At 32.4% G+C, this 17,961-nt stretch carries 20 protein-coding genes; 14 read left to right on the forward strand and 6 right to left on the reverse strand.

Features of this window, described 5'->3' with window-relative positions; genetic code table 11:
- The first annotated feature begins 5 nt into the window (after positions 1-5).
- Entirely contained in the window at positions 6-866 is an 861-nt protein-coding gene (locus tag IJI93_RS07395) for an alpha/beta hydrolase fold domain-containing protein (protein ID WP_292821740.1), read from the forward strand.
- On the opposite strand, the gene IJI93_RS07400 is transcribed toward IJI93_RS07395, so the two are convergent.
- Positions 867-1,910, reverse strand: a complete 1,044-nt coding sequence (locus IJI93_RS07400; RefSeq protein WP_292821742.1) for an acyltransferase — start codon at positions 1,908-1,910, stop codon at positions 867-869. It lies immediately after the preceding gene.
- Positions 1,911-2,088: 178 nt separating this feature from the next.
- On the opposite strand from IJI93_RS07400, the gene IJI93_RS07405 reads away from it, so the two are divergent.
- The gene (locus IJI93_RS07405; protein ID WP_292821744.1) at positions 2,089-3,009 is read left to right on the forward strand and encodes a manganese-dependent inorganic pyrophosphatase; all 921 of its coding nucleotides are present in this window, start codon (positions 2,089-2,091) and stop codon (positions 3,007-3,009) included.
- Positions 3,010-3,248: 239 nt separating this feature from the next.
- Positions 3,249-4,178 carry an S-methyl-5-thioribose-1-phosphate isomerase gene (gene mtnA / locus IJI93_RS07410; RefSeq protein WP_292821746.1) on the forward strand — a complete coding sequence of 310 codons (930 nt, stop codon included), beginning with the start codon at positions 3,249-3,251 and terminating at the stop codon, positions 4,176-4,178.
- A 61-nt stretch (positions 4,179-4,239) separates the two neighbouring features.
- Here mtnA and IJI93_RS07415 read toward each other — a convergent pair whose 3' ends face one another.
- The 3 genes from IJI93_RS07415 to IJI93_RS07425 all read right to left on the reverse strand — a co-directional run bounded on the left by IJI93_RS07415 (position 4,240) and on the right by IJI93_RS07425 (position 6,339).
- A complete protein-coding gene (locus IJI93_RS07415) occupies positions 4,240-5,244 on the reverse strand; it encodes a class I SAM-dependent methyltransferase family protein (protein ID WP_292821748.1) in 1,005 nt (334 codons plus the stop codon).
- A gap of 64 nt (positions 5,245-5,308) precedes the next feature.
- Positions 5,309-6,055, reverse strand: a complete 747-nt coding sequence (locus IJI93_RS07420) for a hypothetical protein (RefSeq protein ID WP_292821750.1) — start codon at positions 6,053-6,055, stop codon at positions 5,309-5,311.
- 47 nt (positions 6,056-6,102) lie between these two features.
- Positions 6,103-6,339, reverse strand: a complete 237-nt coding sequence (locus IJI93_RS07425; protein WP_292821752.1) for a heparan-alpha-glucosaminide N-acetyltransferase domain-containing protein — start codon at positions 6,337-6,339, stop codon at positions 6,103-6,105.
- Positions 6,340-6,526: 187 nt separating this feature from the next.
- On the opposite strand from IJI93_RS07425, the gene dph5 reads away from it, so the two are divergent.
- The 4 genes from dph5 (at position 6,527) to IJI93_RS07445 (ending at position 11,507) form a co-directional block, all read left to right on the forward strand.
- On the forward strand, positions 6,527-7,318 hold the full coding sequence (gene dph5, locus IJI93_RS07430; protein WP_292821754.1) for a diphthine synthase: 792 nt from the start codon (positions 6,527-6,529) through the stop codon (positions 7,316-7,318).
- Between the two features lie 426 nt (positions 7,319-7,744).
- Positions 7,745-8,200 (forward strand): hypothetical protein, encoded by a 456-nt coding sequence (locus IJI93_RS07435; protein ID WP_292821756.1) that lies wholly within the window; start codon positions 7,745-7,747, stop codon positions 8,198-8,200.
- 286 nt (positions 8,201-8,486) lie between these two features.
- Complete coding sequence (locus IJI93_RS07440) at positions 8,487-10,634, forward strand: Ig-like domain-containing protein (RefSeq protein ID WP_292821758.1); 2,148 nt, start codon at positions 8,487-8,489, stop codon at positions 10,632-10,634.
- A 258-nt stretch (positions 10,635-10,892) separates the two neighbouring features.
- On the forward strand, positions 10,893-11,507 hold the full coding sequence (locus tag IJI93_RS07445) for a hypothetical protein (protein ID WP_292821760.1): 615 nt from the start codon (positions 10,893-10,895) through the stop codon (positions 11,505-11,507).
- A gap of 84 nt (positions 11,508-11,591) precedes the next feature.
- Here the strand turns inward: IJI93_RS07445 and IJI93_RS07450 are convergent, their stop codons facing one another.
- Positions 11,592-12,032 (reverse strand): hypothetical protein, encoded by a 441-nt coding sequence (locus IJI93_RS07450; RefSeq protein WP_292821762.1) that lies wholly within the window; start codon positions 12,030-12,032, stop codon positions 11,592-11,594.
- 527 nt (positions 12,033-12,559) lie between these two features.
- On the opposite strand from IJI93_RS07450, the gene IJI93_RS07455 reads away from it, so the two are divergent.
- The 3 genes from IJI93_RS07455 (at position 12,560) to IJI93_RS07465 (ending at position 14,155) form a co-directional block, all read left to right on the forward strand.
- Positions 12,560-12,715, forward strand: a complete 156-nt coding sequence (locus IJI93_RS07455) for a hypothetical protein (protein WP_292821764.1) — start codon at positions 12,560-12,562, stop codon at positions 12,713-12,715.
- A 99-nt stretch (positions 12,716-12,814) separates the two neighbouring features.
- Complete coding sequence (locus IJI93_RS07460; RefSeq protein ID WP_292821766.1) at positions 12,815-13,729, forward strand: hypothetical protein; 915 nt, start codon at positions 12,815-12,817, stop codon at positions 13,727-13,729.
- Positions 13,730-13,732: 3 nt separating this feature from the next.
- Complete coding sequence (locus IJI93_RS07465; protein WP_292821768.1) at positions 13,733-14,155, forward strand: hypothetical protein; 423 nt, start codon at positions 13,733-13,735, stop codon at positions 14,153-14,155.
- Here IJI93_RS07465 and IJI93_RS07470 read toward each other — a convergent pair.
- On the reverse strand, positions 14,147-14,890 hold the full coding sequence (locus IJI93_RS07470) for an archaeosine tRNA-ribosyltransferase (protein WP_292821770.1): 744 nt from the start codon (positions 14,888-14,890) through the stop codon (positions 14,147-14,149). The genes IJI93_RS07465 and IJI93_RS07470 overlap by 9 nt on opposite strands.
- 184 nt (positions 14,891-15,074) lie before the next feature.
- Here IJI93_RS07470 and hdrC point away from each other — a divergent pair, with 184 nt between their 5' ends.
- From hdrC to IJI93_RS07490, 4 genes are all read left to right on the forward strand, one after another.
- The gene (hdrC, locus tag IJI93_RS07475) at positions 15,075-16,064 is read left to right on the forward strand and encodes a CoB--CoM heterodisulfide reductase subunit C (RefSeq protein WP_292821771.1); all 990 of its coding nucleotides are present in this window, start codon (positions 15,075-15,077) and stop codon (positions 16,062-16,064) included.
- Positions 16,065-16,085: 21 nt separating this feature from the next.
- Entirely contained in the window at positions 16,086-16,973 is an 888-nt protein-coding gene (gene hdrB, locus IJI93_RS07480) for a CoB--CoM heterodisulfide reductase subunit B (protein ID WP_292821773.1), read from the forward strand.
- A gap of 190 nt (positions 16,974-17,163) precedes the next feature.
- Entirely contained in the window at positions 17,164-17,430 is a 267-nt protein-coding gene (locus tag IJI93_RS07485) for a DUF749 domain-containing protein (protein ID WP_292821775.1), read from the forward strand.
- Positions 17,427-17,954 carry a DUF2096 domain-containing protein gene (locus IJI93_RS07490; protein WP_292821777.1) on the forward strand — a complete coding sequence of 176 codons (528 nt, stop codon included), beginning with the start codon at positions 17,427-17,429 and terminating at the stop codon, positions 17,952-17,954. The genes IJI93_RS07485 and IJI93_RS07490 overlap by 4 nt, the downstream gene beginning before the upstream one ends.
- The last annotated feature ends 7 nt before the right edge of the window (positions 17,955-17,961 follow it).

Raw genomic sequence — 17,961 nt, forward strand, 5'->3', positions numbered from 1 at the left:
TGGTCATGTCTAATAAGAAATCACTTGTTGCAAAAATAGAGGAATCCATTTTAAGGTCTACCAAACTTAAGTTCATGGATTCAAAAGAGAATGCAGATGATTTCTTAAATGATAAATTGGGTTCTCCAGACAAGCCTCCCAAAAGCATTTTCAAAAGTGTTGACTTTAATGGAACTCAGGTCTTCACTTTTGGAGATAAAAATGCCAAAAATACTATTTTATACATACATGGAGGGGCTTACGTTATGGAAATAAATTATCAGCATCTGTTATATTGCTTTTTCCTATCAAGAAAAGCGGATGCTTATGTATTGGCGCCCGTTTATCCGCTCGCCCCTAATCATAAAGCTGATGAAACATATGAAATAGTCCGGCAGTTGTATGAAATGCTGATTTTAAGGGATAATTTGATTTTGATGGGCGATTCCGCAGGCGGAGGATTTGTCCACTCATTCTGCCAATATCTAAATGTTGTAGATTTGCCTCAACCGAAAAAGATAATAACATTTTCGCCATGGGTTGACCTTTCAATGAGCAATCCTCCATATGACAGTGAAAATGATCCTATTTTAGGTGAAATTGGGCTTAAGGAAATGGGAAAATCATGGGCCGGTGAGTTAGACACTCAAGATTGGAAGGTAAGCCCTTTGTTTGGGGACAATACCAACTTGGCTCAAACGTTAATATTTGCGGGAGAAGATGAGATATTCTACAAAGACATTAAGAAATATGTGGAGAATCTTAAAAAAGAAGGTGTTGATGTAAGATTAATAACTGGCAGTGGATTGTTTCATATCTACCCATTATTCCCCATACCTGAGGCAAGAAGTGCATTTAAAGAAATAAAAAAAGAGATAATGGATTAATTATCTCATGTACAATATGTATTTTCCAAATCTAGGGATTCTATAAATGATTACAACGGTAATATAACTGAAGATTATTAACAGAATCCAAAGGATTATGGCTTTAACAGGTTCTGAGAAAGGCAATTGCACAACTAATGGGAGCAATGGCAATCTGAATATGTTATGCACTAAAAATACTGCAAATGAATATTTGGACAGGAATGTAACAGCAGGATACGCTTTAACTGTTTCCATCCTTGAACACAACTCAAATAATGCAAATGACCCTGTTAAAATAAATGGGAATTCATACCATAAGAAAAAGTTATAGCTTTTTGTAAATGCATAATACTGGAATAAAATACAAATTGCAAATGATATGACTGCAAGCAATCCTAATTTGCCGCTTGAAATATTTTTGAATTGTTCTTTTTTAACAAGATATCCCAGAATTATGTAAATTCCATAAATTCCTCCACTGAATCCAAGGCAATATTGGATATTTACATTTTGAATGCCGTGCATGTCCAGCAATAATGTGATAAATGGCAGTAGGAACGCCAAAAGCGAAAACACTACTGTTGCCTGCCAGATGGTGTCTGAGTCAAAGTGTTTCAGGGCACTGGCAACAAAAGGCATTGAAAGATACATTCCGATAATCATTGGCATATACCACATGTGGCTAAAGAATAGGTTTCCCGCTTCGGAAAAGTTCACTTGCCCGCTTCCAACAGTAATAAACTGCAAACAGATTGCATAAATTACTGCCCAAATGACAGTGACAATTATCAGGCCTTTACAGCTACTTTGCCAAAATTTACGAACACGGTCATCATCGTAGGTTCTGTCCAGCAAAAGATAACCTGTAATCATTAAAAAGAATGGAACACCAATACGGCCAATAAATAGTGATGCAAAATTGAATATTCTTGAATAAATGGTATAATTCATAATTGCATCTGATGAGATGATGTAAATCCCGTCGGTTGCATGAATGTACAAGACAGTCAGGATAGCTATTGCCCGTACAAAATCAATCCATTCAACTCTAGTTTTACCCATTTTTACTCTCCGATAATACTTTTATGGTTATATATTTAATTTTACTTTAAGATAAATATTTTGAAAGATTCTGTTTTGAGTAGGTGGCATCAACTATTATTTTCTGATTATCGCAATATTAAATATAGATGAAAAAGATAATTTAATAAGTAATATTAATTTTTAAGGAAAGGATAATATGGTTGAAACTTATGTTTTTGGACATAAAAGTCCAGATAGTGACTCAATTACATCAAGTCTAGTAATGACTAACTTAGAAAAAGAATTAGGTAACAGTGAAGCTAAAGCTTACAGATTAGGTAACATTAACAAAGAAACAGAATTTATTTTAAACTATTTAGGCATTGAAGCACCTGAACTTTTGGAAAGTGTTGAAGATGGCGCCAACGTTATTTTGGTTGATCACAACTCTCCTGCAGAGTCTGTAGATAACTTGGAAAATGCAAACATTCTAAAAGTTGTTGACCACCATAAATTGGCCTTGGAAACTTCATACCCTTTATTCTTAAGATTTGAACCTGTTGGTTGTACAGAAACAATTTTATGCAAATTATATGAAGAGAATGGCGTGGAAATTACAAAAGAGATTGCAACTTTGATGTTGTCTGCAATCATTTCAGACACTTTGCTTTTAAAGTCACCTACCACAACTGAAGATGATAAAAAAGCAGTAGAAAAACTCGCTGAAATTGCTGAAATCGATGCTGAAGAATATGGTTTGGAAATGCTTAAGGCAGGTACAGATTTAAGTAGCTTTTCAATTGATGAGATTTTGGCATTGGATGCAAAACAAATTGACTTTAAAGATGTCAAATCAATTGTAAATCAGGTCAATACTGCTGATATATGCGATGTCATGGCAATGAAAGAAGATTTGGAAGCGGGCATGAACAAAATTATCGAAGAGGAAAGCTTGGATTTATTCATGCTTTTAATCACTGATATTGTTAACAGCAACTCTCAAGTAATTGCACTTGGGAAAAATGCAAGTTTAGTTGAAAAGGCATATGGTGTTAAATTAGAAGATAACACAGTTTTACTTGAGGGAGTCGTTTCCCGTAAAAAACAGGTAGTGCCTATAATGACTGAAAATGCATAATTTTTAGGTTTTTCTAAAATCAAGCATATATTGTGTTATTCATATAAAGATTTATAAAGTAGTTTAGTAAAAGATATAATTAGATGTATTTTTAATACATCTCTAATCAATCCGTTTTGGATATTATTAGGCGGAGAGCATAATTAAAAAAATTGTCTAAAAATTGGACTTAGAAACTAACAATTAATTATGCTTTTCAACTTTTTTTATAATATTTTTTTAATTATAAGGGTGTTATAATGAAAACACTTGAATGGGAAGAAAATAAATTAAAACTTATTGATCAAACAAAACTTCCTGATGAACTTACTTATGTGTATTGTGATAATTATCAGGATGTAATTGTGGCTATTCGTGACATGATTGTTCGGGGTGCTCCTGCCATTGGTGTTTCTGCAGCATTTGGTATGGCTCTTGCGGATATTGAAGGTGTTGATTTGGAAAAAGCAGCGGCAGAAATTAAGGCTGCAAGGCCAACAGCAGTCAATTTATTCTGGGCTGTTGACAGAGTATTAAATAGCGATAATCCACTCGATGAAGCTTTAAAAATGTATGAAGAGGATATGGCAACAAACAGGGCCATTGGAAAATATGGTGCTGAAGTCATTGATGAAGGAGATACGATTTTAACTCATTGTAATGCGGGAGCTCTTGCATGCGTTGATTATGGAACTGCGTTAGGAGTTATAAGGGCAGCACATGAACAGGGGAAAAATATTAATGTAATTTGTGATGAGACTCGTCCCCGTGGACAGGGTGCTAGTTTGAGTGTGTGGGAAATGCAGCAGGAAAACATTCCTGTCAAACTGATTCCTGATGTCGCTTCAGGATTTTTAATGTCTCAAGGCAAAATTGATAAAGTGGTTATCGGTGCAGATCGAATAGCTAAAGGCGGTGTTGTAAATAAGGTTGGTTCGTTTATGGTTGCATTGGCCGCTAAATATCATAATATTCCATTTTATGTTGCAGCTCCATACTCCACATTTGACAATGAAATATCCATCTTTGATACTGTTATTGAAGAGAGGGATGGTGATGAAGTAAGGTACTATGGAGGGGCCAGAATCTGTCCTGAAGGAACTGAAGTAATCAATCCTGCATTTGATATCACTCCGAAAGAGTTTATTACAGGTATAATTACTGAAAAGGGAATCATTGACCCTATCTAGTTGATGTTTTGTTATATTTCAAAACATTGCTTTTTTTTATTTTTTCAAGTATTGACGCGATTCAGGTATTTTTAATTTTACCGTCAATCGCTATGTGCCATTCACCCGGTGATGTTGATTTTACTTTGTGTGCATTGATGATTTCGACTTCCTTGTTTTTCCTTAAACAAGCATCTTTCAGTCGTTTTATTCCGGTTTCATATGAATCAGAAAATTCATAATAATTGATTATTCCATCATCTTCAATCAAATCAACAGCAAGGTCAAGGAAAGTATAGGCAAGTCCTGGCAAGTTCATGATTATCCTATCAAATTTGCATTTAAAGCCTTTGCTCACTTCATTAATATCTCCGGTGTATGTTTCAATATGTCCTTTTAATTTATTGAGCTTAATATTTTCATTTAAATATCTGATTGCGGATTCATTAATATCAACAGCAACAATATCAGCATCTTTATTTCTTGCAATAACTATTGGAAATGGTCCGATTCCGCAGAACATGTCAAGTATTTTTTCACCATCTCTAACGCTTTCCATTACACGTTTCCTTTCAGTTGCAAGTCTTGGTGAAAAATAAACTTCACGGACATCCAATTTCAATCTTGCGCCATGCTCCCTGTGAATTGTAACGGAATCGTCAACTCCGGATAAAAATTCCAAATCACGCACACGTGTTGTTCCTTTGATTGCACTTCTTTTCATATAAATTGATCTTCTTTTGGTAAACTTCAGTGCAGCATCCCCGATAATCTGTTTTTTTGATTCTAAATTTTCAGGAATTTCTAAAATGACGATATCGCCTATTGTGTCGAAAGATGTCCTGAGGGTTTCTATTTCATCTGATGTTAATTCATCTTCGAGCAATTCAGAAAAGCTATGGGGCACCTTTTTAATTGGCTCAAGGGCAATGTCAACAATTTCGAAGCCATCAACATCATCATTAATGGGAATAAATCCATAATCCTTTTCAGCCTTTATTCGAAAGTCCATGTTCATTAGACCTTCTTCCATTAATTTTATACGAATATCATTCAATTGCTTTAATGGAACTTTTACACATTTCATAAGTTTTTTTATGTTTAAATTATTATTTAAGATATGTGTTAAATGGTGATGAGTAGGTATAAGTTCAAACTAGATAATTTTTAAGTTTAACATATATCTCAGCAAGTACAACAGAAGCAATAATAATCAATAATAAAACTGCAATTGCAATAAACAAATTGGTTTCAATAAATAGATAAGGATACAGATATGTTAAAGAAAGAATCAGTATCCATTGGATAATATAGATTATTGTAACGTTTCCGCTTGTTCTTTTAACAAGATTATTGATTGTTGACGAACATTTTTTGGATATGAAGTAAAAAATAGAAGTAATAAAAAGGGCAATTATAATTAAAATAAAAATGTCCGGTATTGATATATGCAGATATGCTAATTTTTCAGGAACTGTGCCTCCTGTAACGGAAAACATGCCTCTTAAAGATAAAAATCCTATAATTACCATTATTAAGGCCATAAGGCCTGAGACTTCGAAAATCTTTTTATATAATTTTTCTTTATTGTTGCATCTGATTAAATTCTCACCAAACAGCATTCCGCAAACAGGCAAAACAAGCCAATTAAATAAAGGAAAACAACTAACGATATAGTCGCCAATGGTTTCAAAAAAGTGACCCAACAGCTGATTTAGGTACATGTTGGCTATGGTAAAATCGGGAGTATAAGTTGCTATTAAAGATAATAAAATACTTATTATGAATATTTCAATGGTTCTCATATTTAATTTTTTAAAAATCCCCATCAGAATGAAAGTTATGCCTGCAAATTGCAAGATGTCATTTGCTAAAAAAGACAATAGGGCATATTCCATTGGAACTCCGGCACCATAGTTGGAAAGGAAATATAGTGTATTGACTATTAAACCAAGTAATAATAATTTGATTCCCCTAATAATAAACTTCTCGGTGAGCTGTGTCGGGTATATGCCATTCCGATTCCCATTGCAAACATGAAAATGGGAGCGGAACATTGGCATAATATGAACACTATGAGTATCTCTGTATCGTAGTCAATGTCACCAAATGTACAAAAAGCAAAATAATGAGTAACAATCATCAATATAATTGCAAAAACTTTTGCAAAATCCCATTCCATCTGTCTTCCAGGGTTTACCCATTACTGAAAATGTTTTCCATGATGATATTATGTCATTTTTATTATTTTAAGTTTGGTTTTGATTTCTGCTTGTAGGTTTCGGCGAAACTTCTTTTCAATAGGGAGATATGTTTTTAAATAGTGGGATTCTAAAAGCTTTATATAATTTTTCAATATATATAATAATATGTTTTATTTAGTGGGTTTAGGATTATTTGATGAAAAGGATATATCTTTAAAAGGTTTAGAATGCTTAAGAAATGTTGACAAGATTTATGCCGAATTTTTCACATCTAGATTATTCGGTTCCAGTTTTGAAGCTATTGAACAGTTAATAGGAAAAGAAATAGAAGTTTTAGTCAGGGGTGAAGTTGAAGAGGAATCCAAATTTATTGAAGAGGCTAAGACTTCTGATGTTGCTTTAATTACTGGTGGAGATCCGTTAATTGCCACAACCCACAGTGATTTCATTGTTCAGTGCTCTAAAAAGGGAATTGATTATGAAATTATTCATGGATCTTCAATATTATCTTCTGCACCGGCCATTTCAGGTCTTCAGGGATACAAATTCGGCAAGGTTACTACAATTCCATTTCCGGATTATAATTTTTATCCAAAATCCCCTTATGAGGCTATTGAAGAGAATCTGAAAATGGATTTACATACCCTTGTTTTGCTGGATATTCAGGCTCATAAAGACAGGTACATGACTGTCAATGAAGGCTTGGAATATTTGATTAGCATTAAAAACGATTTGGACCGTGAAGGACTAATTACAGAAGATACTTTAGCTATGGGCATTGCACGTGTCGGGTCTAGGGACGTTGTTGTAAAAGCAGGTAAAATTGAAGAATTAATAGACTATGATTTTGGAGGGCCTCTCCATTGTATTGTAATTCCATCCAAACTCCACATTGTTGAAGCTGAATATTTGGTTGAGATAGCCGGAGCTAATCCAGAAATTCTCAATGAAAATTAGTTTAAAGGGGGGAGTGGAAGTAGTAGTGTTTCTTTCTACTTCCTTTTTTTTAATGAAACATATTCTAAACATTTTTTGGAGATTATAAAATGGTTGACTGATGTTCACATTAGACATGAAATTTTATTCACATCGATTATTAGTTATATTTTTATTATATATAAAGGTTTTTATTTTATTTTACACCTTTTTTGCAATATTTTTATTGATTTGTTCATCAATATTTTTCCATTAAAGTTTTTGAATAATAAAAAATCATTTTTAATGCTTTATTTTTATTTTTTTCAATAATTTTTATACACTTCATGTATTCCTCATTTAGGCATTGATTTTTGGGGGCTTTGTCTAGTTGGATATTGTTACTAATTTTTTTTTAATCGGAAATATTTAATATGTTAAAGTGATAAATAGTTAATATGTAAGGTGGTGAATAAAATATCCGTTCATGAACGTTTACTGCTTCTTGAAAAAAGGAACAACAAATTGAAATCTTTATTGTTACATAGTAAATTGAAATATGGCAGTTATTCATATAAGCACCTTGAAGATAAAATATTACTTATTTTAAATGAATATAAATTTAATAAATCAATTGTATTATCTGCTTTTAACAATGGAATCGATCCTAGTTTGGCTATTAAGTGGTTTGTAGAGGGTCAAAAGGGAAATCCTAATTTTGAAACATTCTATTCTGGAATAAAAAGAGTTAATAAGTGGCCGGATGTTGAAGAAGAAATTGTTTATGAGAAAAAATATGATCTTGAGCATACGGGCAATAGCTGGGTTTATACCACATATGTTGATGATAAGAAGTTATCAATAATTTCCTCTGATTTGAATCATTTAAGGGAAAAAGTTTTGGACAAGGGGCTTCCGTTATAAATAATAGTTTGTGGCTATTTTTTTTATAAATGTGGATAAGAATAAATTAATTAAAAAGCTTTTTTTATTTTATATAAAAGCTTGTAGTACTATACTCTCCGAAGAAATCATCATCACCATTAAATTCACACTCGATTCGATGGGTCTCGGGGGATAAATGATAATTGATAAATCCAATAATGACATTTCCATAATCAGGGTAAGCTGATAATTATAGAAATGCTTAATATTTTAATTTTATACAAATATGTAATGAGGAAAAGATATTTTTGGAGGAAAAACATTTATGCTAAATAAAAAGATTATGATGCTTGCATTAGTTATTTTGAGTTTATTGGCAATATCAAACGTCAGTGCAAGTGAAATAACTGACGGTACATCGGATTTACTCAGTAGTAATAATGATGAGGCAATAATTGATTTAAATGAGGATAAAGGATTGTTTGAAAGTAATTCTGATGGGACATTTACAGATTTAGCTAATGAAATAGTTAATGCAACTGGTGAGTTGAATTTAACTAGAAATTATGTTTATCGTGATGATGATTCCGATTATAAAGAGGGAATAGTTATTGATAAAAAAATAACTATTAACGGAAACGGGTTTACAATAAACGGAAATAATCAAACAAGGATTTTTAATGTTACCTCTTCAAATGTAATCTTTAACAATATTTGCTTTATGAATTCTTACAGTTCAGGTTCTGGTGGTGCTATTTATGGTAAGGGTTCTTCTGCTGTGAATTGTACTTTTATTGGTAATTCTGCTGCTTCTGGTGGTGCTATTTATGGTAGGGGTTCTTCTGCTTTGAATTGTACTTTTATTGGTAATTCTGCTCTTAATCAGGGTGGTGGTGCCATGTCCAGCGGGTCTGCTGTGAATTGTACTTTTATTGGTAATTCTGCTCTTAATCAGGGTGGTGGTGCCATGTCCAGCGGGTCTGCTGTGAATTGTACTTTTATTGGCAATTCTGCAAGGTATGGCGGGGCCATGGCAGGTTATTCTGCTATTAATAGTACTTTTATTAATAATTCTGCATGGGATTATGGGGGTGCTTTCTCTGGTAAGGGTTCTTCTGCTGTGAACTGTACTTTCATTGGTAATTCTGCTGGGGATTATGGTGGCGCTATGGCTTATGTTTCTTCTGCTGATGGCTGTACTTTTATTAATAATTCTGCAGTTAGGTATGGAGGTGCTATGTATGACGGTTCTGCTGTTAACTCTATTTTTATTAATAATTCTGCTGGGGATTATGGTGGTGGAGCTATATTTAGCGGTTCTGCTGTGAGATGTACTTTTGTTAATAATGATGTTAGTGGTGTTGATTGTGTAAATTGTACTTTTATTCCTGTGGCAACTGTAATCAATGCTCCGGATTTAACTACTGTTTATGGCGCTTGTGAAAAATTAGTTATAACATTAACAGACATTGAGGGAAATGTGTTAAGTGGAGCGCAAATTACAGTATTATTAAATAACAAATCTTATGAAGAGTGCACTGATTCTAAAGGTGAAGTTTCAATTGCCATTCCCAATAATTTAAATCCAAGCAACTATGCAGCAACTATATCCTATGCTGGGGATGACATATACTTGCCTTCAAACTCCACAGCATATGTAATAGTAAACAAGGCAAAAACTAATCTTTCAATTGCCTATAATGCCGGTGAACTTGTTGCTACTTTAATTAACAATGTCACTGGTCAGTATATTAAGGGTGCTAATGTAATATTCACTGTTAATGGTGAGAAATACACTGCTAAAACTGATTTAAATGGTAAAGCTAAAGTAAGTATCTCCGGTTTGGCTCCTGGCACTTACGAAGCTGCTGTTTCCTATAATGGTAATAGCAAGTATTGTGCATCAAGCGGAACTTTCAATGTTGTTGTAAATAAAATATCAACAAGCATTTCACTTTATTATGATTCTGAAACTAGGGAACTGGTCGCTACACTAATCAACGCCGAAACGGGTATTGGCATTACTGGCGCTAATGTTGTGTTTAACATAAATGGTGTAAAAACAGTTTTAAAAACAAAAAATGGAAAAGCAAGGTTTTCAATTGGTGATGTGAATCCAAACACTTTCAATGGAGGTGTTTCATATGGGGGTAACAGTAAATACTTCAAGTCAACCGCTTCAATAAAGATTGTTGAAGGCAAAATGCCGACTGTCATATCCAATGTATATGATAAGTATGCTGGTGAGGTTGTTGCAACATTAATCAATTTTGAAAATGGTAATGCAATTAAAGGTGCTAATGTCGTGTTTAATGTGAATGGTGTGAAAACTGTTTTAAAAACTGATAAGTTAGGCCAAGTTAAAATTTCAGTTGTCGATTTTGATTCAGGAGTTTTGTCTGTTGGGAGCTCTTATGGCGGAAACAGTAAATATGGCGGATCGACTGCAGGCATAAACATTGTTAAAAGTTAAGGGAATTAAATTTTTCCTTTAAATTTATCATTATTCCATTTTTTAAAACTTATTTTAATATTGATATTCTGCTGTAGCTACAAATAATTATGTATTGATGCATATTTTTAAAAATAACTGATTGATATTCATTATTTTATCATTTAAACATGCAAGTGAGTACTTACATTCGATTAGCTTTATATATGGTCTCTTATAAATTAATAATTAATTGAAATAAACTTATTTATTTAAAAACAGTTTATAGGAAGACAAAATATGAAAAAAATACTTTTATCATTATTATGTTTGTTTATTATATCCTGCGGGATAAGTTGCGTTTGCGCTTCAAGTGATCTTGCAAATGCAACACAGAACCAAGACTTTTTACAAAATGACACTCAAAACGTAACTGTTGACAACACTACAATAGTCATAGATCAAAATGCAACTGCATCTGCAATCGAAAACATTACTGCAGATGATAATGGCACAGTTCAAAGCAATGAAACTTCAAATAATGCTACCAACAATAGCACTATCAAATTAGACATTAAAGGTCCTAATTTAAACGGTACTGATTTAAAAATTAAGGGTCCTAACGTTAGTAGCTTAGTCTTCAAAGGACCGTCTGATCAGTTTTTTATAACTAATTATGCCAAACTGTTCATGAGTCATCCTGATTGGGAAATCGATGAAATTGTTAAGGCTGTAGCTATGCACCGTCCTTGGAATAAAGTTCCAATGTTTGTTTCAAAAGCGTATGCTCTCGCATTACAAGTTAAAGGGGATGAAATGCTTTATAAAGATGGTATAACTCAGGAAGAGGTAGGAATTTTAATGACAAAACATCCTGACCGTGTATATCCTGACTATGAGGATTATCCTTTTTAAACTTTTCATCATTTCAACCGATTACCTGTTAAATCGGTGATTTGATTTTTATTTTTTTTTACAATAAATGAAATGAACAATTTTTCATGTTATATAAAAATCTGCACCACCATATTCTATAAAGAAATTGTCATCACCATCAAATTCACATTCAACCCGATGTTTTCCGGGGGATAAATGATAATTGACAAATCCAATAACGACATTTCCGTCATCCGGATAAACTGTAGTTATATATTCCTTATCCAAATAAATATCTGGGGGGCCATGAAAGTTGGGATCAAATGTGATTTCAAAGTATATGTCGTCATTTTGAGAGTAGATTCCCTCTGGATTATTCACAAAAAACACGTGAAAACGGGGATATTTTTTATCGAGGTAATTATGGTTTCTTAAATCAGTTGTATTATTAGCAGTTAAGTCAGCAGCATCATTTTCATCTTCATTTATCTCAGCTGAAATAACTGGAGATAAGCAGCAGATTAAAATTATCATTGAAAAGCAGATTATTTTTAGATATCTCATATTCTTCACAACTCAATTTGCAATTCGGATGGTATTGTTTGATAAACAATGATTATTTTAATCAATGTTTTATTATATAAATATTTCTAAAAATTAGTTAAAATGTATACTATTATGCAAAATTTAAATGTTTAATTATTTATCTGTATAAAAATTAATAATTAACAATAAACATAATTTAATTTCTGCAAACATGTAAATATTTTTTTTTAATAGAAATGCTTAATATTTGACTTGTATAAATTATGCAATGATGACAAGATATTTTTGGAAGAAAAGCATTAATGCTAAATAAAGAATATTATTATGCTAGTATTGATTATTTTGAGTTTAATGACAATATCGTTTCTGTGCAAGTGAAATAACTGATGATACATAGGAGTTATTGTAAAAAGGAGATTGATTTCTCCTTTAACTTTTTTTTATTTCATAATTTTATTAAAAAAATCCAATATTCATTTTCACACCTTAAAATGACCTCAAAAGACACTAAAACATTTATTAACTATTGTGAACAATCTATTTCTATGTCTAAAAACAAACGTGTTACAATCAGCATCAATAATGACATTGACTTGAATTTTCGCAGATTGGCCTCCTCCAAGATGCTGTTCAAGACAGGCTGGTATTCGAGAGCTATTGAAGAGGCGATGTTGTTGTGGATTGAAAATGAAGATAAATGATTAAAATTATTTTTTTTCTTTTTTTCTTTTTTTAGTATCAATAATAATTAACTATTTAAATTAAACTAATCTATTTATTAATATAGAGTGGTGTTTTAAATGGAAAGTGATGAATTTCGTACTGTTAGAGTTTATACTAAAAAGTATACTAGTAAAGATAAAGATGGAAATACTGTAGAAAAAGAGTCTCAGCAAAAACAGGTCAGCCTTAAAAAAGAGGACCAATTCGAAGATAACGAATTGGTGAAAGTTTTAGCGCAAAAAGAATATGAAGACTTAATCAACAATCAGTTTTCAGAAGAAAAACTTCAGGAATTTGATGAGATTATTCAGGAAAAGGATGATGAAATAGCAATATTGCAGGACCAAATTCAAACCCTTAAAGGTTCATTTTTTGATGATGTTGATTCTTTAAAAGAACAATTGACAGATAAGGAAGAACTCCTAAAGGCTAAGGATGAAATTCATGAGTTAAACAAAAAGATTACCAGAATCGATGATGAAAGAGTAGCTATTTTTAAGGAACTTGATTATAAAAATAAAATGATTTTAGCTTATAATGTTGAGCTTAACAAATCAATTTTAAATGCCATCAATGTTGTGATTGATGAAGCCCGTGACAACATCAACAGAAGAAACGCTTTGCTTGTCAAGGATTTGGAAAAATCCATCGAAAAATCAAAACATGATGTAAATGAGAAGAATAAAGCTATAGCATATGATATAAAAAGTACTGTCGAAGACATGAATGAGCAAATTAGAAACACAAGCACTCTTAAAATGATATTAAATAAACATAAGATTAATTTAAGGGTACCAACTGATGATTTGCTTAAACCGTTTGACTTTGACTTTGATGTTGAACAATTGCTTTCAGGACAGGCCTTAGAACTTGATGCAGCTGAAATTTTAAAAGAAGTAATGCCAAAACTTCCGGAACCATTTTCAAAATACATTGACACCATTGATGAAGCTCCTGAAACTATTGATATTGAATCAAAAAATGAGGACTAGTTCATGAGGACCTTCAACACAGGCAAAATCACTTTCGAATATCCTAATGAATGGGAAGTTGAAAAGGCAGATATCTTATCCAATCCTGACTGTATCGCTACTCTATCTAAAGGTCAGGATAATCTAATTAATGCAGTAATGTTTCCAACTGCAACCAATCTTGATGATTACAAAATATTTATGGAAGATGCTATTTCGGATGATGGTGGAGTCATTATCGCTTCTGACTTTGTCCAAATTGCAGGAAAGGATGCAATAAAGCTGCATGCAAATATGGATACTCCTGAAATCAACTTTGATATTCATACGTATGTCTTTATTGAAAAAGGGGATATCTTTATTTTTGAATTAAGAACATTGGATGTATCTGGTGAGTCTGAAAGACAATTTAAAAATATTATAGAATCATTTGAGATTTTAAAATAATTGTGAATATTCAAGCAGATAATCCATTTGTGTTCTATCGAGAATTTTTAGAGTTGAGATATTCTGAGGTGTTGTTCCAGATCTCTCTTCTACCAGATTTCTCAATGAATTGTTTTTCATGTGTGCATGGATTTCTTTAATTACAAACTCCATATTTTCTATATTTTTTTTCTCCAGTTCCTCTTGTGTGATATTTTCATAAATAGGATATTTGTTTAAGTCATAAGCTTTTGTTGGAGTTTGAAGGACATTTAAGTGGCTGTAATAGTTTGCTGAATCAGCCAAAAATCCATCGATTCCTATATATGTCAGGATAGGCATAAATGAAAGTTCTGTAAAGGAAAATATGAAGTAACTACTTTTTTGAGCTTCTTTTTTAAGAGAAACAACAATTTCAACTAGTTCTTTTGGATTGGTCAATAGTGCATCGCCATTGGCAATTATAAATCCATTATATCCAATCTCTTCGAGCTGTTTTAGGCATTCAATTCTTAAATCAGTATATTTGGAGCCTTGAATAACTGCAATATCCGCATCATTAACATGCTCTTTTGCTAATCTTAGTGTTTCTTTTACATTAAACTCAGCAATTTCACGGTCGATGTTATATGCAGACCCCTCATTTGGAGCAATTTTCAAATCCTCTTTGTGAAAGATTTTTGGTGTTAAATTTCCGTCAATTTTTCCAATTCTTCCAGGCCCATCATGTGATTTGATTTCAAATTTTTTCATCATTTACTTCTTTCCTAATCAGTTTTAATATATCATTTATTATTTTAGGTTTATAAAAATTTTTCATTAGGTGTAATCATTTAGATTACACTATCAAAAATTTTAGTAACCTTTATATATGTTCTTTTAAAGAATATAATTATAGATTTGAGGAAATTATCCTATGATTATCTGAGGTGTGTTTTCAATGTCTATATTAAATCGTCTTAAAACTCTATTCAAAGGAGAAAATGATACTGAGGAAGACATCAATGCCGATGTTTCAAACACATCTGATGATGTCGAAGTTACATCTTCACAAATTGTAAATGATGACGTCGTCTCTGGTACTAAAACTACTGTTCCTAAAGAGGAAATAGTAAAAGACGAACCAGTAGCTGACAAAAGTGACATCGAAACTTTAAAAGAAGAAGTTGTTGAGGAACTTCATACTATAAAGGAGACTCCTTTAGAAGAAAAAGTTGAAAAACTTCATGAATTTGAGGAAAAACCTTTAGAAGAAAAAGTTGAAAAGCTTCATGAGATCAAAGAAAAAGTTGAGGAAGCTGTTGAAATCATTGAAGAAGATGTTAAACAAAAAGTTGAAGAAAAATCAAATAAAGATACAAAAGGAGATAATATGACTTTATTAACTGATAAAGAATTATTAAATGATAGTAATCGTGACCCAGATTTCACTGCTGAGTTCATCGATGCTGGAATCGAAACTGTAAAACACTGTTTCCAATGTGGTACTTGTAGTGGAAGTTGTCCTTCTGGAAGAAGAACTCCATACAAAGTAAGACAAATTGTCAGAAAATGTTTATTAGGATTAAAAGAAGAAGTTATTTCTGATGATGCTTTATGGATGTGTACTACTTGTTACACTTGCCAAGAAAGATGTCTCAGAAGTGTTAAAATTGTTGAAATTATTAAAAAAGCACGTAACATCGCTGCTCACGCAGGATACATGGCAAAACCACACAAAATGACAGGTGTATTTGTAATGAACACTGGTCACGGTGTACCAATCAACGATGCTACCAAAGCTTTAAGAGTTAAAATCGGTCTTCCTGAAATTCCACCTACTACTCATGCTTATCCTGAAGCATTAGAAGAAGTACAAAAAATATGTAAAATTACAGGATTCGACGAATTAATCGGTTACGATGAAGCAACCGGCGGATTAAAAGAATAAATTAATTAGGAGAGTTATAATATGGAAATTGCATACTTCTTAGGTTGTATCATGAACAACCGTTATCCTGGTGTTGAAAAAGCTACCAGAAAATTATTCGAAGCATTAGATATTGAATTAAAAGACATGGAAGGAGCATCTTGTTGTCCTGCTCCTGGTGTATTTGGTTCTTTTGATGAAGAAACTTGGGCTACTATCGCAGCTCGTAACTTAACTCTTGCTGAAGACATTGGCGCTGACATTATGACCGAATGTAACGGATGTTTCGGTTCATTATTTGAATGTAACCACATGTTAAAAGAAGATGAAGCTAAAAAAGCAGAAATTAACGCTAACTTAGCTGAAATTGGCAGAGAATTCAAAGGTACTGTTGAAGTTAAACACTTCGCTCAAATCTTAAGAGACGATGTTGGATTTGAAAAATTAGCTTCATTAATTGAAAAACCTTTAGATTTAAATGTTGCTGTTCACTACGGATGCCACTTCTTAAAACCTACCAAAACTATTGGTATTGAAGATAACGCAGAAAACCCATCTATTTTAGATGATCTTGTAGAAATTACCGGTGCTAAATCTGTAGACTACAAAGATAAAATGATGTGCTGTGGTGCAGGTGGAGGTTTAAGATCTAGAGACCTTGATGTAACTACTAGTTTCACCAAAGAAAAACTCGATCACATGACCGAAGCTGGTGTAGATGCAATTGTTAACGTATGTCCATTCTGCCACTTACAATTTGACCAAGGTCAAACTGAAGTAAACGAAAAATACGGAACTGACTTTGCACTTCCTGTATTCCACTTAGCTCAATTATACGGATTAGCTATGGGATTATCACCTGAAGAATTAACATTCGATGCTCAAAAAATTGATGCAACTCCTGCTATCAAAAAAGCATTAGGTGAATAGATTTAAAGGATTTTTAATCCTTTATTTTTTTTTATTTTAGGCACTGAAAACACATTTCGGTTCTCGGTTATCTTTAGATAACCTTTTTTTTATTAAGAATTTTTTTGTTTGAATAGATACGAATAATTCGTAAGTACTTTTATATATGAGGATTTAGATAAAATTAATTAAAAATTATTAGAGGTGAATTATGTTTTTAGCAACCTTAGATGGTATATTCAAATATTCTGACCTTCCAGAAGAATACGAACCATATGTTCAATTTAAAGCAACTATTGAAAAAAGAGAATTAAAACAAAGTGATGAAATTGCAATACTAAATATTGCAGGTACTTCAACTCATCATGTATTATTTTTAGATTCTTATCAGAATGTTAGTGAAATAGAACAAGAATTAAAAGAAGCTGATGCTAAGATTAATCATACTACTTTAAAAATTATAGGTGGACATTTATGAGTTTGCCCTCTGAACAAAACTGGTTAGTTCTTCATCATCTCATTACAGATTTAAATCAAAAAGGATATGAGATACCTAGTGGAATTAACCCTGAGATGGGATTGATTAGATCTACGATTAGTTCATACAAAAGAGATCCCTCCCATCCTGATTTGATTAATGGTTTAGCGAAAGCCGAAATGTCTTTAAATAACATTCAAGGAACTCTTCTAACTATGGCTGAACAGGAAGGAGAGGAGTATGTTGATGAATGGATGGAGTTACTTAAAAAAGTAATGAGAGGCGAAAAAGTATTTGAATTCGCAGATTCAAAATCAACATTCCTTGTTAATGCCCCTCCAGGTTTGACTACTGGAAGAATTAATTTAAAAGTTCCTCTAGCCGAAGAAAGAGTTCAAGAAATTGCGGAATGGAATGGTCTCATTATCGAATTCAATGATGATGTTACAGTTGAGTTACATGGAGATAAGCCTGACCTTCAGGTAGGTTTAAAAGAAATGGGATCTTTCTTTTTAGAAGAATAATGGTGAT

The organism is Methanobrevibacter sp. (genome assembly GCF_017431965.1).
Classification (GTDB): domain Archaea; phylum Methanobacteriota; class Methanobacteria; order Methanobacteriales; family Methanobacteriaceae; genus Methanocatella.

Excerpts from the sequence above, each read along its gene's own strand:
- hdrB (WP_292821773.1), top strand. The coding sequence starts at position 16,086 with ATGGAAATTGCATACTTCTTAGGTTGTATCATGAACAACCGTTATCCT.
- IJI93_RS07490 (WP_292821777.1), top strand. The coding sequence starts at position 17,427 with ATGAGTTTGCCCTCTGAACAAAACTGGTTAGTTCTTCATCATCTCATT.
- IJI93_RS07450 (WP_292821762.1), bottom strand. The coding sequence starts at position 12,032 with ATGAGATATCTAAAAATAATCTGCTTTTCAATGATAATTTTAATCTGC.
- IJI93_RS07400 (WP_292821742.1), bottom strand. The coding sequence starts at position 1,910 with ATGGGTAAAACTAGAGTTGAATGGATTGATTTTGTACGGGCAATAGCT.
- IJI93_RS07440 (WP_292821758.1), top strand. The coding sequence starts at position 8,487 with ATGCTAAATAAAAAGATTATGATGCTTGCATTAGTTATTTTGAGTTTA.
- dph5 (WP_292821754.1), top strand. The coding sequence starts at position 6,527 with ATGTTTTATTTAGTGGGTTTAGGATTATTTGATGAAAAGGATATATCT.
- IJI93_RS07460 (WP_292821766.1), top strand. The coding sequence starts at position 12,815 with ATGGAAAGTGATGAATTTCGTACTGTTAGAGTTTATACTAAAAAGTAT.
- IJI93_RS07455 (WP_292821764.1), top strand. The coding sequence starts at position 12,560 with ATGTCTAAAAACAAACGTGTTACAATCAGCATCAATAATGACATTGAC.
- IJI93_RS07445 (WP_292821760.1), top strand. The coding sequence starts at position 10,893 with ATGAAAAAAATACTTTTATCATTATTATGTTTGTTTATTATATCCTGC.
- IJI93_RS07420 (WP_292821750.1), bottom strand. The coding sequence starts at position 6,055 with ATGGAATATGCCCTATTGTCTTTTTTAGCAAATGACATCTTGCAATTT.
- mtnA (WP_292821746.1), top strand. The coding sequence starts at position 3,249 with ATGAAAACACTTGAATGGGAAGAAAATAAATTAAAACTTATTGATCAA.
- IJI93_RS07465 (WP_292821768.1), top strand. The coding sequence starts at position 13,733 with ATGAGGACCTTCAACACAGGCAAAATCACTTTCGAATATCCTAATGAA.
- hdrC (WP_292821771.1), top strand. The coding sequence starts at position 15,075 with ATGTCTATATTAAATCGTCTTAAAACTCTATTCAAAGGAGAAAATGAT.
- IJI93_RS07425 (WP_292821752.1), bottom strand. The coding sequence starts at position 6,339 with ATGGAATGGGATTTTGCAAAAGTTTTTGCAATTATATTGATGATTGTT.
- IJI93_RS07395 (WP_292821740.1), top strand. The coding sequence starts at position 6 with ATGTCTAATAAGAAATCACTTGTTGCAAAAATAGAGGAATCCATTTTA.
- IJI93_RS07405 (WP_292821744.1), top strand. The coding sequence starts at position 2,089 with ATGGTTGAAACTTATGTTTTTGGACATAAAAGTCCAGATAGTGACTCA.
- IJI93_RS07485 (WP_292821775.1), top strand. The coding sequence starts at position 17,164 with ATGTTTTTAGCAACCTTAGATGGTATATTCAAATATTCTGACCTTCCA.
- IJI93_RS07470 (WP_292821770.1), bottom strand. The coding sequence starts at position 14,890 with ATGATGAAAAAATTTGAAATCAAATCACATGATGGGCCTGGAAGAATT.
- IJI93_RS07415 (WP_292821748.1), bottom strand. The coding sequence starts at position 5,244 with ATGAAATGTGTAAAAGTTCCATTAAAGCAATTGAATGATATTCGTATA.